Source organism: Thiomicrospira sp. (genome assembly GCF_014859555.1).
Classification (GTDB): Bacteria; Pseudomonadota; Gammaproteobacteria; order Thiomicrospirales; family Thiomicrospiraceae; genus Thiomicrospira.
In genome coordinates this window covers 1-16,821 of record NZ_JACUTY010000046.1, presented here as the reverse complement: position 1 = coordinate 16,821, position 16,821 = coordinate 1, and the positions used below count along the sequence as shown (strand labels likewise).

Sequence of the window (16,821 nt, the reverse complement as noted above, 5' to 3'; positions counted from 1 at the left end):
TCAGGCTGGGGTTGCGGCTCAGGCTGGGGTTGCGGCTCAGGCTGGGGCATTTCAAACATGTTTAACGTAACCGGTACAGGACTTTCGCTACTAACTATGCTGGTTTCGCTCGGTTTAAAAAGCCAAACCAGGATCGCGCCGATCACCAATAAATAAATCACCAGTGTTAGTAAAAAAGCCTTAGTTGAGTCATTTAACTTCAAGTTACTTACGTTCCGTCAGAATCGTTAAATTGTCGTGTTGTTGACGTTTAATTATATCCATTAAGCGGACGAAGTGATGAAACTCCACCAGCTGATCAACACGTAATTGAATGTGAGTGCTGGCTTCGAGCTGGCTTAGCTGTTTATCGAACTCTTCGGCATTAATCTCAATCCCATCCCAATAAAATTGCCCATATTGATCAATTGATATATTGAGCTTTTCGTCATTGTCGGGGTTGTATGCGCTGGTATGTTCGGTTTTAGGCAGTTGAATATCCAATTTATCGTGCACGATAAAAGACGCGGTTAGCAATACAATCGCTAACAAAACAAGCATAACGTCAATCAGCGGAACAACGTTCATTGAATCAAAACGCTTCATGCCTGCTGATCCTGATGGATTTTATAATGTGCTTGCAAAACCTCAACCCGACGCAATAGGCCGTTGTAGGCCATTAAAGCCGGTATTGCTACCGCTATGCCGGCCGCCGTTAGTTTAAGTGCTAGAGCCAGCCCTGTCATGATCACAGAGGTTTCGAGGCTGTTTTGTTGGCCAATCTCATAAAAGGTAATTAATATGCCAATTACGGTTCCTAAAAGCCCAACATAAGGTGCGTTGGCACCAATGGTTGAAAGGGTGGTGAGGTTTTTTGTGATCTCTATGTTCATCTGTTCAATATGGCTAAATGTTTTAACGTTCAAACGTCGATATAGAAATAAGCGCTCAAATGTAATCCAGATGGCTAGAAAACCCATTAAACCCAAAATGCTAAAGAAGGTCAGATCAAGGTAGAGGTGTATATTTTGCATGCAGTCACAATCCTATTGGTTGCTTAAAGTCGCGTTGTAACTTTAAAAATGGTGCTGGGATTATGATTGCTTGGGATAACGATGTCAATACAAATGATAATGGTTCTTAGTTGGCAGGCTTTTGAGTTGCAGTTTTTGGTAGTGAAGAGTAACATTATGCTTGATTTTTTTGGATGAATTTAACAAATATAAGGATTCAAAATGAAGCGTCGTGAATTATTAAAGTCAGCCTTGGGCCTGACAGCTGGTTTAGTCGGTTTTTCTGTGATGAAGCCGGTTTATTCGGCTAATGATTGGGTTGAAAAAGGCCCGGATGTGCCAAATGTACCGATCACAAAAGTAACGGATCGTTGTTATTATTTTCTAGCACAAGACGGTGAGCCTTCTCCGTCGAACCAAGGCTTTTTTAGTAACCCAGGTTTTATTGTCACCTCTGAAGGAGTGATGGTGGTGGACACGGGCGGATCGGTACAAATTGGTGAAATGTTAGTGCGCCAGATTAAAACGGTGACAGATAAACCTGTTGTGAAAGTTATTAATACACACATTCATGGCGATCATTGGTTAGGTAACCAAGCGTTTGTTGAAGCTTATCCTGACGTAGAGATTTATTCTCATCCAAAAGTAATCCAGCAAGTAAAAGGTGGCGCGGGTGAGTTTTGGGTAGGCTTTATGAGTCGTAACACCAATAATGCGACAGCGGGCACCGCCGTAACCCGGCCAACTAAAGAGTTAGTGGGTGGTGAAACGATTAAAATGGGTAATACCACGTTTAAAGTTCATTATTTAGGTAAAGTTCACACCGACTCGGATTTAGCGATTGAAGTCGTTGAAGATAAAGTTTTATATGCTGGTGATATGATGATGCGTCGTGTTGCAAACATGGCGGATGGTAGTTTTTTAGGTTCTATTTCAGCGATGGAAGAGCTGGAGACCATGGATATAAAAACTTTTATTCCTGGTCATGGATTACATGATGGTAAGGCTTTAGTGAAAGAGCAAAAAGAGTTCTTTGAAGTGATTTACAATACGGTTGGTAAGTATTATGACGAAGGGCTGTCAGATTTTGAGATCAAACCAAAAGTTGAAGCACATCCGTTTATGCAGAAAGTCGGCAGCAAGTGGCCAGGTTATGAGCACACGGTTGGTCGTTTCGTAAGTAATGCTTATCAAGAGTTTGAAATGAATTTGTTTTAATGTTTTGATGGAATCTGAAAAAAGCGGGCTTAGCCCGCTTTTTTTGTTGCCAAATTATGTGAAGCTCGAACCAGGATTTTTAGCTGACGAAATCCAAAATGGCATCTAATCCACGGTAATTAAATGAACAGCTAGCCTGTTGCTGAACTTTTGGTTTAGCATGGTATGCAATACTTAAACCCGCTTGGGCCATCATTAACAAATCGTTTGCGCCGTCCCCAACCGCAATAACTTGGTTTGAGTTTATGTTTAGTTGCTCGCAAAGTTCATGTAAAAAATCCGCCTTGGCCTGTGCGCCAATTATGGAACCGTCAATTTGACCGGTTAGTTTATGTTGCGTGGTTTTTAGTTTATTAGCGCGTGCGAAGTCTAAATTAAGCGATTGTTGTAAACGATTGGTGAAAAAATCAAAACCGCCTGAAACTAAAGCAAACTTAATGTTTTTTTGTTTAAGCCCAGCCAGGCATTTTTCCGCACCTGGGTTGAGTGTTAAGCGTTCGTCATAGACGGTTTGCAGAGCTTGAGTATCTAAACCTTCCAGAAGCGCGACACGTTGGGTGAGGGATTCTTCAAAGTTAAGTTCACCTCGCATGGCTGCTTCAGTAATCTCGGACACTTGGGGTTTGAGGTTCATCATATCGGCAATTTCATCTATGCACTCAATGGCGATCAGTGTTGAGTCCATATCACTAATGACTAACTTAACTTCACTGGGCTTGAAACCGCTAGGTAGCAGGTTAATGTCAAATTTAAACTCATTCGCTAAATCAGCCAAGTCCACTGGATTAATAGGTTTATCCGTGTCAATTTGATAGTGTTGAGCTTGCTGGTAGGGTTTACCATAGCTGCGTTCAAAACGTTTAATTTGTTCAAATTTTAGGGTTTGAGTATGAATTATGATGGTTGACATGGTTGTCCTTTGAGTCGCTTAGTCTGTTGCATCAACAATTTGAGTGTAGGATAGCTGGTCGTGCAGGGTTTGGTGGTTTTTGCTAAACCATAGCCATAGCCAGCCGGCTCCAAGTGTGGCGATAGATAACAGGCACATGACAAATCTTATGGTAGCGTCTCGGCGGGTTAAAAGATAATTATCTGTTCGAATCAACCGCAGTTTCCATGTGCGTAACCCCGGTGTTTGTCCGGTTTGCAACCAAAAATAGCTTAAATAGATGTAGCTGACGCCAAGTAGGTAAATCTGAAAAGCTAGGACGGTTAAGGGCTCGGTCTCGAATCCTTCGCCTTGCCAGATTAAAAATGGTATGGCGGCGACAAACCACACAGCCAGTAATAGCAATAGATCGTAAAATAAGGCAAAAATAATTTTAGCTTTCAGCATGGTTTTGGGTCATTGAGTTAAAGCCTGTATTATAGAGCTTTCAGAAATTTATTGTGTTGGATAAGGATAAGATCATGAATTTACCCGATGGTTTAATAGGTTTGAGTTGGGCCGTGGTTGGTTGGATAATTTATTTGGCAGTGATGTTATGGGCGATAAAAACCGCACCTTGGCATAAGGTTAAAGGGGATAGAAGTGCACAGCATGTTTGGTTTGGTGCGGCTTTTGTAGTGATTTTATTGTGGAGCCTAGGCGCGAGTATGGGCGGTGGATTTAGTTTTCATTTTTTACTTATGACCACTATAACGCTGATGTTTGGTCCTCAATTTGCATTAATGACCATGACATTAGGTTTATTGGGTGTGACTTTGAATGGAGAAGCCGGGTGGGGCGTGTTTGGCATAAATGCGATGTTAATGGGTTGGATACCAATCATGTTTACTTGGTGGGTTTATAAGCTGGCTTATCGGTATTTAGATCGCAACTTTTTTGTTTATGTGCTTTTAAATGGGTTTTTGACGGCGGGTGTGGGGGCGCTTTTGGCGATGTTAAGCATGGCGGGCATTTTATATTTGGCGGGTGCATACACTTATGATGAGTTAAGTTACAATTTTTTAATTTTCATACCGATGCTTGTGGCGCCTGAAGCATTTTTGAACGGTTTTATTATAACTAGTCTTGTGCTGATGAAGCCGGACTGGGTAACCAGTTTTAGCGATGCGGACTATTTAAAGGGGAAGTGAAAAGCTGGCGCTGGATGTGTTTTACGGCCAGGTATAAAAAAACCGGCCTAAGAGCCGGTTTTTTTAAATAAGATAGAACTTATTTGTTTTTGTACCAACCTGGCGTCATTGCTCTAGCTTCTTCAGTTTGTGCAATTTGCGCATTAGCTGATCTTACGGCTTCATTAGCAAGGCGAACTGATTCAAGACGCGCTTTTTCGGCTTCTTCTAAATAATGCTCAACATAAGGCTTTTTCATAGCTCTTTGATGCCAAATGTTTCCGGTTTCTTTAGAGATGTCTTGTTTGGCTTTGGCTTCGTTCACTAATGCCGCGTATTTATCGGTTTGCTGATTGTGTGCACAAGCACCTAGGGTTAGGGTTGCTAGAACAGTTGCACCAACTAGTAATTTTTTCATGTATTCCTCCAGATAAGATGAGCTTTTATTTTTTATGTGTTAATCACAGTTTTAATTGTATAGGATGAACAAAAAAAGCTAAAGTACGAACAGACATTTTTTCTGTTTTTCGTATTTGCGTATACGTTATTAAGTTTACCCCGTCGCTGTCAAACTTTATAATAGAGGAAATTTTTGAAATTTAGGGCCAATTTGTCGAATAAATCGTCTTTTTATTCGCTAGTGTGTTGAAAATTAAAGAGAAAGTTTTTTTGCTTTGGTTTTCATTGACTGGCAATAAAAAATCTAATCAGCCTATAAAGAAATGTAAGAGGTAGTTAAAGTGAGAATTTTGCAAGAAGCGTTGACGTTTGATGATGTGTTATTGGTGCCAGCACACTCCACGGTACTGCCTAAAGATGTTTCGTTAAAAACTAAGTTGACACGAAATATTAGCTTAAACATCCCATTTGTGTCGTCTGCGATGGATACGGTAACCGAAGCGAGACTGGCGATTGCGTTAGCGCAGGAAGGTGGGATCGGTATTATTCATAAGAATATGACCATTGCAGAGCAGGCTGCTGAAGTTAATAAGGTTAAAAAATACGAGCATGGCGTAATCTTAGACCCGATTACGGTGCAAATTCAAGCCACCGTTGCAGATGTGGTTAAAATCACCGATGACAATAATATTTCCAGTGTGCCAGTTATGGATGGTGGCAAGTTGGTAGGATTGGTAACGGGACGTGACTTACGTTTTGTGACCGACCACAAAAAACCCATTAGTGCGGTGATGACGCCCAAAGAAAAATTGGTCACGGTTCCAGAAAAATTTGAGCGTGCGGCCGTACTAGATTTGTTGCATACCCATCGTATTGAGCGTGTGCTGGTGGTTAATGACAACTTTGATTTAAAAGGCATGATCACAGTGACCGATATTTTAAAGTCAAGTGAGCACCCTTTAGCCAGTAAAGATTCAAATGGTCGTTTACGTGTCGGCGCAGCAGTAGGAACCGGTGCCGAGACTGAAGACCGTGTTGCCGCCTTGATCAAGGCCGGGGTAGATGTGATTGTGGTGGATACAGCGCATGGTCACTCGCAAGGGGTGTTGGATCGCGTGGCGTGGATTAAGCAGATGTATCCTGAAATTGACGTTATTGGTGGCAATATTGCGACAGCCGAAGCGGCATTGGACTTGGTAAAAGCCGGGGCGGATGCGGTTAAAGTCGGTATCGGTCCAGGTTCTATTTGTACCACCCGTATTGTGGCTGGCGTGGGTGTGCCGCAGATTTCGGCGATTTCAAATGTCGCAAAAGCCTTGCAAGGCTCAGGCGTACCACTTATTGCGGATGGCGGGATTCGTTTCTCGGGTGATGTGTCTAAAGCCTTAGTGGCGGGTGCTTCATGTATTATGTTGGGCAGCATGTTTGCCGGTACAGAAGAATCACCGGGGGAAGTCGAATACTTTCAAGGGCGTGCTTATAAAGCCTATCGTGGTATGGGCTCGTTAGGCGCTATGTCTCAAAAGCAAGGTTCAAGTGATCGCTACTTTCAGTCGTCTAATGCGGAAGACAAGTTAGTGCCAGAAGGGATTGAGGGACGTGTGCCGTATAAAGGTTCACTATCGCCAATTATCCACCAATTAATTGGTGGCGTTCGTTCGAGTATGGGCTATACCGGCTGCAAGGATATCCCGGAGATGAATGCGAAACCTTCCTTTGTGCGTGTCACAAATGCGGGCATGATCGAAAGTCATGTGCACGATGTAATGATTACAAAAGAAGCCCCTAACTACCGTATTTAGTTTAAAATTCGTTATCACTTTTTTAATTAAGCGGAGCCTTAGCTCTGCTTTTATTTTTATATGGACACCCTATGACACAGCATTCAATTCACGATCACCGCATTTTGATTCTAGACTTTGGTTCACAGTACACCCAATTAATCGCGCGTCGGATTCGCGAAATTGGGGTGTATTGTGAAATCGAGCCTTGGGATGTTGACTTGGAGGTGGTTCAGTCATTTGGCGCGCAAGGAATTATCTTGTCGGGTGGCCCAGAAACCGTAACCGGTGATGATGCGCCGAAAGCGCCAGGCCTGGTGTTTGAGCTGGGTGTGCCGGTTTTGGGTATTTGTTATGGCATGCAAACCATGGCGGCTCAATTGGGTGGCAAGGTAATCAATGCTGATGAGCATGAATATGGCTATGCTCAAGTTCGAGCGCGCGGGCATACTGAGTTGTTGCGTGATATTGAAGATCATGTTACGTCGGATGGTCACGGATTGCTTGATGTTTGGATGTCTCACGGGGATCGCGTTGATGTGATGCCATCAGGTTTTAAATTAATGGCCAGCACCGACAGTTGTCCGGTTGCGGGTATGGCGGACGAAGTCAAACATTTCTATGGTATTCAGTTTCACCCAGAGGTGACACACACACAACAGGGGCTACGAATTCTAGAACGTTTTGTTACTCAAATTTGTGGCTGTGAGAAGCTTTGGACAACCGCGAATATTGTCGAAGATAGCATTGCACGAATTCGTGAACAAGTCGGATCTGATGATGTGTTGTTAGGTTTGTCCGGTGGGGTGGATTCATCCGTCGTAGCGGCTTTGTTACATAAAGCGATTGGCGATCAGTTAACCTGCGTATTTGTTGATCACGGATTACTGCGTTTTAAGGAAGGTGATCAAGTGATGGCGATGTTTGCGCAAAACATGGGCGTTAAAGTGATTCGTGTTAATGCCGAAAAACGCTTTATGGATAAGCTTGAAGGTGAGGCAGATCCAGAGAAAAAACGCAAAATTATCGGACATACTTTTATTGAAGTGTTTGATGAGGAATCATCTAAATTAACCAATGTTAAGTGGTTAGCGCAGGGTACGATTTATCCGGATGTGATCGAATCGGCAGGCTCTAAAACCGGCAAGGCCAAAGTAATTAAATCACACCATAATGTGGGCGGTTTGCCAGAAGATATGGCTTTGTCTTTACTTGAGCCATTGCGCGAGCTGTTTAAAGACGAAGTTCGTAAAATGGGCGTTGAGTTAGGCTTGCCGGTGGATATGGTATATCGGCACCCATTTCCAGGTCCGGGTCTAGGTGTGCGTATTCTTGGAGAAGTGAAAAAAGAATATGCTGATATTTTGCGCTTGGCTGACCATATCTTTATTGAAGAGCTTCGTAAGGCCGACCTTTATGATAAAACCTCGCAAGCCTTCACGGTGTTCTTGCCGGTTAAATCAGTCGGGGTAGTGGGTGATGCACGACGTTATGATTTTGTGGTTAGTTTGCGTGCGGTGGAGACCATTGACTTTATGACCGCTCGTTGGGCACACTTGCCTTATGAGTTCTTGGAAGTGGTGTCTAACCGTATTATTAATGAGATTCCACGCATTTCACGTGTGACTTACGACATTTCGAGCAAACCGCCAGCGACCATCGAATGGGAATAGTGTGGAGTCAAAAGATATAGTCCCTTCTTATTGCCCACCAGGCCTGGCGGGTGAGGAGCGAGATAGCTTTTGGATGAGCCACGCCATAGATTTAGCCGCGCAGGCGGAAGCATTAGGAGAAGTGCCGGTGGGCGCCTTGGTGGTAAAGGGTGATGCGTTAATATCGACCGGTTACAACCAGTCCATTACCTGTCACGACCCCAGCGCTCATGCTGAAATCGTGGCGCTTAGGAAAGCTGGCGAAAAGCTTAATAACTATCGGTTGCCGGAATGTGAGTTATATGTGACCTTGGAGCCGTGTGCGATGTGTGCAACGGCGATGGTTCATGCACGTTTAAAACGGGTCATTTTTGGGGCGTTAGATCCTAAAACAGGTTCGGCTGGTTCGCTACTAAACTTGGTTGATTATTCGGCCTTTAACCATCAATTACATATAAAATCGGGCGTATTGGCGACTGAGTGCTCTACTCAATTATCACAGTTCTTCAAAAAAAGACGCGAACAGCATCGGCTTTTAAAAAAGTTTCCACATCGCTTGCACCTTGACGGCAAAAAATCTGATTAATTGATACGGAATATTTAATTTGAGTTTTATGTTATTTGTTGATGATCTTGCGCTAGCTCGCTGGAATTTATCTTATTCAAGCGTTATTATGGCTCTATTTGGTCTTCTAAGAAGTTATTAATTTTATGCAAAGAAGTATTGATCCAGCAGAAGGTATTCCTACCATCAAAATTTTGCCTGGCGAATATTATGTAACCCGTCAGGAAGAGCGGATTGAAACCGTTTTAGGCTCATGTATTTCTGCATGTGTGCGCGATCCGGTATCTGGCATTGGTGGTATGAATCATTTTATGTTGCCGGTTGATAAAAACAATGCACGCGGTATTGAGCTTTCGGACGCTAACCGCTATGGCAACTATGCGATGGAAAATATGATTAACGCATTGCTCAGTTCGGGTGCGATGCGTAATCGATTAGAATTCAAGATTTTTGGTGGCGGGCGCATAATGAGTTCGATGACAAATATCGGTTGGTATAACATAGGCTTTGTATTTGACTATATTTATACCGAAGGTTTTAAAGTGGTTTCACAGGATATTGGTGATATTTTTCCACGCAAAATTATTTATTATCCGTTATCTGGGCGGGTGCGAGTTCGACGCTTGAATGCCATGCATAATCAATCGTTGGTTGATCAAGAGAGTCAATACTTTCAAAAGATTGAACATAAGCCTGTTGAGGGTGATGTTGAGTTGTTTTAATAAGCTACAATGCGACACACAAATTGCAGTTTTAGCCAGTGTAATTGTTGGAGTCAGGTTTAAGACATAACCTGGTTGAATAGTAATTGTTTTCTGAGGAAAAAACCATGGACATGATGGAAACGTTTCGACAAACATATTTAGAAGAAAGTTTTGAAGGCTTAGCAATCATGGAAACTGGTTTGCTCGAATTGCCTCCAGGGCGTCCTGACTCAGAAAAAATTAATGAAATATTTCGCGCCGCCCACTCTATAAAGGGAGGGAGTGGTACATTCGGCTTTATTGAGATCGCCGGTTTTACACATGTGCTTGAAACTTTGCTTGATGAAATGCGTGATTACAAGCGTGATGTCACCCAAGAGTCGATTGATGTCATGTTGGCGGCCGTTGATGTGTTACGGGATATGTTAACTAGGTTGCAAAACCACGATCAAATTGACGAGGTTAGGGCCTCTGAAGTACAGAGCAAGCTTGAAGCGATATTAGGTGGTTCTGTGTCTGCTATTAGTGGCGCACCAGAAACCTCAGGTGCGGATGCAACCTTGAAAAGTGAAGCGCCTAGCAGCTGGGTCATCCAATTAAAACCTGAGAAAGGTTTATTAAAGACTGGCAATGAACCGATCCGTATCTTCCGAGAACTGCAAACCTTAGGTAACTTAGAGGTAAAGGCTCATATTGAGGGTTTACCAAGTATTGAAGAATTTAACCCAGAAGAACTCTACGTTTGTTGGACGTTGGTTTTATCTGGTATGGAAATAGAGCTAGAAGATATCAAAGAAGTGTTTGAATGGATTAATGGTGATGGTGCAGAAGTTATTATTGAAGCCCCCATAACGTCAGAGGCCTCTCCACAGCCAGTGCAAGCGGTAGCTCAGCTGGGTCAAACACCATCCAAGGCTGAACAGTCGACTGAACAAAGCCGTGCCGTACCGAAGGAATCTGTTTCCGCTACTGCGCAAAAGAAAACGCCAGCTCCTCAGCAAGATGGTTCAATTCGTGTAAATCTTAGCAAAATTGACCAAATGGTAAACTTGGTCGGCGAGTTGGTTATCACACAATCTATGTTAAGCCAGTTTGGCGATCAAGCTGAGCAAAACCCGGATAGTACAGAGTGGATTGATAAGCTAAAAGAAGGCTTAACTCATCTCGAACGCCATACACGCGAATTGCAAGAAAGCGTCATGAATATTCGTATGTTGCCAGTGAGTTTTGCATTTAACCGTATGCCACGTATTGTGCACGACGTCAGTCAAAAGCTTGGTAAGACAATTGAGCTGGTTATGGAAGGTGAATCGACTGAGTTAGATAAAACTATGCTTGAGCAGTTGACGGATCCACTTGTGCATATTGTGCGAAATTCAATAGATCATGGTATTGAGAGTCCAGAAGACCGTATTGCTGCTGGCAAACCTGAGAAAGGGATGGTTAAGATGGCTGCTTTCCATCAGGGCGGTAATATTTTGATTCAAATCACCGATGATGGTGCGGGTATTAATATTGACCGAGTTCGTCAGAAAGCGATTGAAAAGGGCGTAATTGATCCAGATGTTAACATTAGCCATGATGAGATCGTTGACCTTATTTTCCATCCAGGCTTTTCAACTGCAGATGTCGTCAGTGATGTATCGGGCCGTGGTGTTGGAATGGATGTGGTTCGCAGAAATATCCGTGGGCTTGGTGGTACTGTCGAAGTGCGGACAAAGCGAGGTGAGGGTAGTGTCTTTACGATACGTCTTCCGCTAACGCTGGCCATTCTAGATGGGCAGCTAGCGTCTGTCGGTAGTCAAACCTACGTTTTCCCACTGGTTTCAATTGTGGAATCTATTCAAGTGGATAAGTCGTTGGTAAAAGGCATTGCTGGCCAGGCTGAACTTTATAAGTTAAGAGATCAATATATCCCTGTCATACGTCTGCATAATCGTTTTGGTGTGAATGATGCCAAAAAAGATTTGTCTGAAGGCTTATTGGTTGTGGTTGAAGAAGGTGGCCGTCGAGCCGGAGTCTTTGTTGATGATTTGCTGGGGCAGCAACAGGTAGTGATCAAGAGCTTAGAAAGCAATTTTATGAAAATTGAAGGTATTGCGGGCGCCACGATTTTAGGTGATGGTAAAGTGGCCTTGATTCTTGATGTAGCTGGTGCGGTTTCAAACCAGAAAACAGTGAACGCAGAAAAATTAGCTCAAATTGATGCGGCAGCTTAAAGGCAAACTATGACACAGTTAAATGAACCCAACTATGTGTTGGGTGCTAAAGAAGTTCAGCAGACCATTTTGATATTGAACTTGTCTATTGCTCAAATTGAATTATCGATCACCGAGGGCGATCACTCTGTTAATGCTTTGATTGATTCGTTTCGCTTCATGTCTCAGCATATCGAAGAAATTCAATCGGCCACGGCCGAAATGGGCACCGTTGAAACTGATGATGCCTTATTTCACAAGCAACATTCGTTATTGTTGAGTCAAACCTCTGACTTGTCGCAAAAAATGCAACAAGCGATTATCGCTTTTCAATTTTACGACAAACTTAGTCAGCGCTTAGAACATGTTTCGCATGGCCTATCTAGTTTAGCGGAAATTGTATCGCATGAAATGCGTGTGCAGGACGAGCAAGAGTGGGAGAAGTTCAAACAATCCGTGCGTAAAGGCACCACAATGCGAGAAGAAGAGGAACTGTTTGAATTAATTTTTGATCAGAAAATACCTTCGGCCCAGGCAATTGAAATTATGAAGGCTCGCATGTCTCAACGTATGCATGCCGAGCAAGAAAATAATGAAGAAGAGATTGAACTGTTTTAAAGTCCAGTTTATTTATCGCGGTTTCAAGTATTTACTAAATTTATTGAAATCTCAACAAGCCCCTTTTGGGGCTTTTTGCGTTTTTGATCTTGAAAAAATAACACTTAGACACTATGACAAACAAGTTAATAAATATAGTGTTACCAATAGGAGTCACCAAGAATATGAGTACGAAAAAAGAAACCCATGTGTTTCAAACAGAAGTTAAGCAGTTGCTTAAGTTAATGATTCATGCGCTTTACAGTAATAAAGAAATCTTTCTAAGAGAGTTAATTTCAAACGCTTCGGATGCCATGGATAAACTCCGTTTTGAGAGCGTTTCGAATGATGCATTAAGTGAAGGTGAGTCAGAGTTAGCCATTCAACTTGAATTTGATGAGCAGGCAAAAACGATTACCTTGCGCGACAATGGTATTGGTATGACGCGTGATGAAGTGATTGAAAATATCGGCACGATAGCAAATTCAGGTACGAAAAAGTTTTTAGAAAAACTGAGCGGTGATCAAGCCAAAGACAGTCATTTAATCGGCCAGTTTGGGGTAGGGTTTTATTCTGCGTTTATTGTGGCTGATAAAGTAACACTGCACACACGTAAGGCTGGTGCACAGGTTGAAGAAGGGGTTCAGTGGGAGTCAAATGGTGAAGGCGAATTTACATTAGAGAACCTAGCTAAACCAACCAAAGGTACTGAGATTACTTTGCACCTGAAGGAAGGCATGGATGAGTTCTTAAATGAGTACCGTTTAAAAAATATCATTACAACCTATTCTGATCACATAAATTTCCCAATTAAAATGCTTAAGTTGTTAAAAGAGGATAGCGAGCAAGAAACTGAGTCTGGTGTCGAATGGGAACAGATAAATAAGGCGACCGCGATTTGGACTCAGCCGAAGTCTGAATTATCCGATGAAGATTATGCAAGCTTTTACCAAACTTTGTCGCATGATTTTGATAAGCCTCTGGCGGTTATGCATAACAAGGTTGAAGGTACGTTAGAGTATACCTCGCTATTGTTTTTACCCAAAAAAGCCCCATTTGATTTATACGATCGAGATCGTCGCTACGGTTTAAAGCTTTATGTTAAGCGTGTTTTCATAATGGATGATGCTGAACATCTTATGCCGGCTTATTTGCGTTTTGTACGCGGGGTCATCGATTCAAATGATTTGCCTTTAAATGTATCGCGTGAAATTTTACAGAGCAACCAGGTGGTCGATAAAATCCGCTCAGGCTCAGTGAAGCGCGTATTAGATCAGTTAGCAAAATTGGCTAAAGATGAAGATCCAACCGAGTATAGCGAGTTCTGGGATGCCTTTGGTCAAGTCCTAAAAGAGGGAATGGTTGAGGATCATGCTAATCGCGAGAAGCTAGCTAAGTTACTAAGGTTCTCTTCAACTTATGACTCGGATAAAGCCCAGCGCGTCTCACTGGAAGACTATGTCACTAGAATGCCTGAAACGCAGGAAGCTATCTATTACATTGTAGCCGATAACCATTCTGCTGCATTAGGCAGCCCTCACTTGGAAGTTTTCCGTAAAAAGGGTATTGAGGTATTATTGCTGTCAGATCGCATTGATGAATGGCTGGTTGCGCATTTGACCGACTTTAATGGTAAACCACTCAAGTCAATCACGCAGGGTGATATTAAAGAATTGGTGGAGGAGGGTGAGCAATCCTTATCGGAAGATGAGATAAAAGCGCGTAGCGATCTAACAGATAAGGTAAAAAAAGCCCTGGCTGAACTAGTATCGGACGTTAAAATGACCGTGCGTTTAACAGACTCCCCAGCTTGTGTGGTCTCAGAAGAAGGTGGCATAAGTAGTCATATGGCACGCTTAATGGAGCAGATGGGGCAAGCCTTACCTAAGCCTAAACCCATTTTAGAGTTGAATCCAAACCATGTGTTGGTTAAACGGTTGGAAGCCATCGAAGATAGCGAACAAGTTAAAGAGTGGGCGATGTTTTTATTCGAGCAGGCGCAACTGGCAGAAGGCGATCACTTGGCGTCACCTTCCGAGTTTATTAAACGCGTGAACTCGCTGTTATCAGCCGGAGCTTAACCGCCACTTGTAGGCTTAATTACTTGCTTCAAGTGTTTAGGTTTATAAAAAACACAGAAATATATTAGATATTCTTGATATTAGAAAATACTTGTATTAATATAGGAACTGTTGTTTTCAACAACTCCTCTTGAAGAGCTTTTATTGTCCGAATGGCATAGGCCCGAGCTTATTTTTTAAGCTCGGGCTTTTTTTTATTCAGCGGCCGTTGCGATAAAGTGAATTTCAAAAATTAAAGTTTGATTTGGGCCGATTACATTACCAGCTCCACGTGTGCCGTAAGCTAGGTCCGCTGGAACAAAAATTTCCCATTTAGAACCAGGTTTCATTACTTTCAAAGCTTGCTGCCAGCCTAAAATGACATTGTTCATTTTGAATTCAATCGGTGCATTACGATTGTATGAACTATCGAATTCTGTCCCATCCAGCAGCGTACCTTTATAATGCGCAATAATCGTATCATTCTCTGTTGGGTGGGCGCCTTTGCCTTCCTCAATTACACGATACTGCAAGCCTGACTCCATTGTTTTAATATCCGGCTTGGTCTTGTTTTGGGCCAGAAAGCTTTCGCCCGCTTTTTTATTTTGGTCAGCCAAAGCTTTTTGGTTCGCTTGTTGTTTAGCCTCTAGGGAAGCTCTAAAGTCATCAAGTGATTGATTCATTTGATCACTGGTTAATTTAAGTTCGTTATTTTTTAAAGTATCTTCAAGGCCTAATAAAAAAGGGTCGACTTGAATGTCGATAGCTTGGTTTTTCAGATTAGTCGCTAAATCAACACCGATGGCATAACTAGCTTTTTGTTCGGTTGTTGAGAGTGGAGAAGCGTGTGCATAACTGAAGGTGAGAGTAAGGGCAGATAGCGTAAGTAGCTTGTTTGAAATCATAAAGTATCCTGACTTAGTTTAAATGAATTAACAAAAATTACATTATCATTTAAGCCAGGTTTAGGCAATCTTGAACGATTGCTTATTGCTTATATTCGTAAGGGTTACGGTAGCTGTAGGGTTTAGGGCCTTCGTTGACCGCTTCTTCTTTTGCTTTTGCAAACTCATTGGTGAGCTTTTGTAAGCTAGTATGGATATCATCCTGGCGAGCCTGGAGTGAATCCAATTGTTTTTTCATTTCAGACAGTTGTGTGGCTACGGTATCAGTTGGTTTTTTAACTGAAGTAACGGATTTTTCACTAGTAGAGTTAGGCTTAACTGAGTTTTTTAGGCTGTTGTTTATGGAGTCAATTTGAGCTGACTGGGCTTGCAATAGGTTTTCAATTTTGGCAAGTTGCTTGGTCAAGGGCTCAATATTCATCTTTTGAGTGTCGTCTGAGCTAGTGGTAGTAGCGTTAACTAAATTGCTTAAGGCGGTTCTATACTCCGCTAAGCTACGGTCGATGGTTTTCTGAATTTCAGTAAACTGTACGGATTGTTTTTGGTCAGTATTTAATTTTGCGTTTGCTATATCCGTCGGTTTGTCATTTTGATCGATTGAACCTTCTGTTAATGCATTAATAGGTTTGGCTGTTGATGCATTAGGGTCGATATTATGTGCCCCATTTCTTTGATAACTCAGCGCATTTTCTACAACAGAGGCGAGTTCGTCAATCTTCATGTTAACTTGGCGTTGGTTTAATGAGGCTTCGATTTGAATCATGTCTAACAGCTTAGTCTGGGATTCGGCTTGATTGGTTTTAGACAACAAAACCAACCAGCTCATTAAACCAATCGCAATTAAAGTTAAGATAATCCCACTGGTGAGTAGGCCAATAAAGAAGCTACGTGATGATTTAATCTCAAGATTCGCATCACGGATGGTTTGGCGCCAAGATATGCCCGCATCATGCATGCTGTCGATTTGCTGCTGCTGCTGGCCAGCTAACTTTAAGTTGATAGTGGCCGACTCTTGGCTGCTGATTGCAGATTCTTGTGCCATTTTAGAGGCTTCAAGCATCAATACCGCCGTTTCCATGACGGTTTCCCCCGCCTGTTTTTCGAGTGTTGAATTGTTCTTAACAACTCGGTCAACCTGATCGTTGAGTTCTTGGGTAGAACTCTCAAGGTCTTCTAAGTCGTTAATTAGATCATCAGCAATATCTTTCATCAACCTATGCCTGTTGCAATTGTTGTTGGCCTGTTATTAACAACAGGGTGAACTTCTATTTGAGTTTAAGCGCCGCTAAACGTTGTTTTATTTGGCTGCTGGCTTGTTTTAATGTTTGATTTCGTTCACGAACTGCTTGCAACTGTTGCGCCAGTTCGTCTGCCGAAATGTTTTTATCAAGGCTTTGCTCATCTAGCATGTAACCCGCATTTTTTACGGTTTCAAATGCTTTTTCCGCGGCATTAAACGTGGCTTCAATAGCCGCTTGCGTTTTTTGTGCCGACTCCTGTGCTTGTCGAGCTGTAGCTAGCGCTAGACTAGTCACTTCTTTTGATGTCTCTTTTAGTTCTTCGGCAATCGAGTGGATATCTTGATCAATATGAATGGCATCTTCCATTGTATTAACTGACTCCGTAGAGATATCCGTGTCTTCAATGTCGGTTGAGTCTTCGATGTCGGTTGAGTCTTCGATGTCGGTTGAG

General features: G+C 42.5%; 17 protein-coding genes and 1 pseudogene. 9 read left to right on the top strand and 9 right to left on the bottom strand.

The window, feature by feature from the left end; translation table 11 throughout:
* The 3 genes and pseudogenes from IBX48_RS07945 to exbB form a co-directional block, all read right to left on the bottom strand.
* A pseudogene (locus IBX48_RS07945) lies at nucleotides 1-203 on the bottom strand (energy transducer TonB); the annotation flags it as partial.
* A gap of 1 nt (nucleotide 204) precedes the next feature.
* The gene (locus IBX48_RS07940; protein ID WP_296832852.1) at nucleotides 205-585 is read right to left on the bottom strand and encodes a biopolymer transporter ExbD; all 381 of its coding nucleotides are present in this window, start codon (nucleotides 583-585) and stop codon (nucleotides 205-207) included.
* Nucleotides 582-1,013, bottom strand: a complete 432-nt coding sequence (exbB, locus tag IBX48_RS07935) for a TonB-system energizer ExbB (protein ID WP_296832849.1) — start codon at nucleotides 1,011-1,013, stop codon at nucleotides 582-584. Before exbB ends, IBX48_RS07940 begins: the two co-directional genes overlap by 4 nt.
* Before the next feature lie 201 nt (nucleotides 1,014-1,214).
* Between exbB and IBX48_RS07930 the strand changes: the two genes are divergently transcribed.
* A complete protein-coding gene (locus IBX48_RS07930; RefSeq protein ID WP_296832846.1) occupies nucleotides 1,215-2,210 on the top strand; it encodes an MBL fold metallo-hydrolase in 996 nt (331 codons plus the stop codon).
* A gap of 79 nt (nucleotides 2,211-2,289) precedes the next feature.
* On the opposite strand, the gene serB is transcribed toward IBX48_RS07930, so the two are convergent.
* Together serB and IBX48_RS07920 are read right to left on the bottom strand one after the other, a co-directional pair.
* Entirely contained in the window at nucleotides 2,290-3,120 is an 831-nt protein-coding gene (serB, locus tag IBX48_RS07925; protein ID WP_296832843.1) for a phosphoserine phosphatase SerB, read from the bottom strand.
* Between the two features lie 18 nt (nucleotides 3,121-3,138).
* Nucleotides 3,139-3,546 (bottom strand): RDD family protein, encoded by a 408-nt coding sequence (locus IBX48_RS07920; protein WP_296832841.1) that lies wholly within the window; start codon nucleotides 3,544-3,546, stop codon nucleotides 3,139-3,141.
* Between the two features lie 74 nt (nucleotides 3,547-3,620).
* Between IBX48_RS07920 and IBX48_RS07915 the strand changes: the two genes are divergently transcribed.
* Nucleotides 3,621-4,289 carry an energy-coupling factor ABC transporter permease gene (locus IBX48_RS07915; protein ID WP_296832838.1) on the top strand — a complete coding sequence of 223 codons (669 nt, stop codon included), beginning with the start codon at nucleotides 3,621-3,623 and terminating at the stop codon, nucleotides 4,287-4,289.
* Between the two features lie 79 nt (nucleotides 4,290-4,368).
* Here IBX48_RS07915 and IBX48_RS07910 read toward each other — a convergent pair whose 3' ends face one another.
* On the bottom strand, nucleotides 4,369-4,686 hold the full coding sequence (locus IBX48_RS07910) for a hypothetical protein (RefSeq protein ID WP_296832836.1): 318 nt from the start codon (nucleotides 4,684-4,686) through the stop codon (nucleotides 4,369-4,371).
* Nucleotides 4,687-5,008: 322 nt separating this feature from the next.
* Here IBX48_RS07910 and guaB point away from each other — a divergent pair, with 322 nt between their 5' ends.
* The 7 genes from guaB to htpG all read left to right on the top strand — a co-directional run bounded on the left by guaB (nucleotide 5,009) and on the right by htpG (nucleotide 14,245).
* Nucleotides 5,009-6,469, top strand: coding sequence for an IMP dehydrogenase (gene guaB, locus IBX48_RS07905; protein ID WP_296832833.1), 1,461 nt, complete (start codon nucleotides 5,009-5,011; stop codon nucleotides 6,467-6,469).
* A gap of 71 nt (nucleotides 6,470-6,540) precedes the next feature.
* Nucleotides 6,541-8,121: a glutamine-hydrolyzing GMP synthase gene (gene guaA / locus IBX48_RS07900; protein ID WP_296832830.1), complete on the top strand. Its 1,581-nt coding sequence runs from the start codon at nucleotides 6,541-6,543 to the stop codon at nucleotides 8,119-8,121.
* A 1-nt stretch (nucleotide 8,122) separates the two neighbouring features.
* A complete protein-coding gene (gene tadA, locus IBX48_RS07895) occupies nucleotides 8,123-8,686 on the top strand; it encodes a tRNA adenosine(34) deaminase TadA (protein ID WP_365942395.1) in 564 nt (187 codons plus the stop codon).
* A gap of 125 nt (nucleotides 8,687-8,811) precedes the next feature.
* A complete protein-coding gene (gene cheD / locus IBX48_RS07890) occupies nucleotides 8,812-9,387 on the top strand; it encodes a chemoreceptor glutamine deamidase CheD (protein ID WP_296832827.1) in 576 nt (191 codons plus the stop codon).
* A gap of 107 nt (nucleotides 9,388-9,494) precedes the next feature.
* The gene (locus IBX48_RS07885) at nucleotides 9,495-11,588 is read left to right on the top strand and encodes a chemotaxis protein CheA (protein ID WP_296832824.1); all 2,094 of its coding nucleotides are present in this window, start codon (nucleotides 9,495-9,497) and stop codon (nucleotides 11,586-11,588) included.
* 9 nt (nucleotides 11,589-11,597) lie between these two features.
* The gene (locus IBX48_RS07880; protein ID WP_296832821.1) at nucleotides 11,598-12,185 is read left to right on the top strand and encodes a hypothetical protein; all 588 of its coding nucleotides are present in this window, start codon (nucleotides 11,598-11,600) and stop codon (nucleotides 12,183-12,185) included.
* 164 nt (nucleotides 12,186-12,349) lie between these two features.
* Entirely contained in the window at nucleotides 12,350-14,245 is a 1,896-nt protein-coding gene (gene htpG, locus IBX48_RS07875) for a molecular chaperone HtpG (RefSeq protein WP_296832818.1), read from the top strand.
* Between the two features lie 194 nt (nucleotides 14,246-14,439).
* Here htpG and IBX48_RS07870 read toward each other — a convergent pair whose 3' ends face one another.
* The 3 genes from IBX48_RS07870 to IBX48_RS07860 all read right to left on the bottom strand — a co-directional run.
* Nucleotides 14,440-15,129 (bottom strand): FKBP-type peptidyl-prolyl cis-trans isomerase, encoded by a 690-nt coding sequence (locus IBX48_RS07870; protein ID WP_296832815.1) that lies wholly within the window; start codon nucleotides 15,127-15,129, stop codon nucleotides 14,440-14,442.
* A gap of 82 nt (nucleotides 15,130-15,211) precedes the next feature.
* Nucleotides 15,212-16,339, bottom strand: a complete 1,128-nt coding sequence (locus IBX48_RS07865; RefSeq protein ID WP_296832813.1) for a hypothetical protein — start codon at nucleotides 16,337-16,339, stop codon at nucleotides 15,212-15,214.
* A gap of 55 nt (nucleotides 16,340-16,394) precedes the next feature.
* Nucleotides 16,395-16,821, bottom strand: a 427-nt coding sequence (locus IBX48_RS07860) for a hypothetical protein (protein ID WP_296832811.1), incomplete at its 5' end; no start/stop codon positions are given.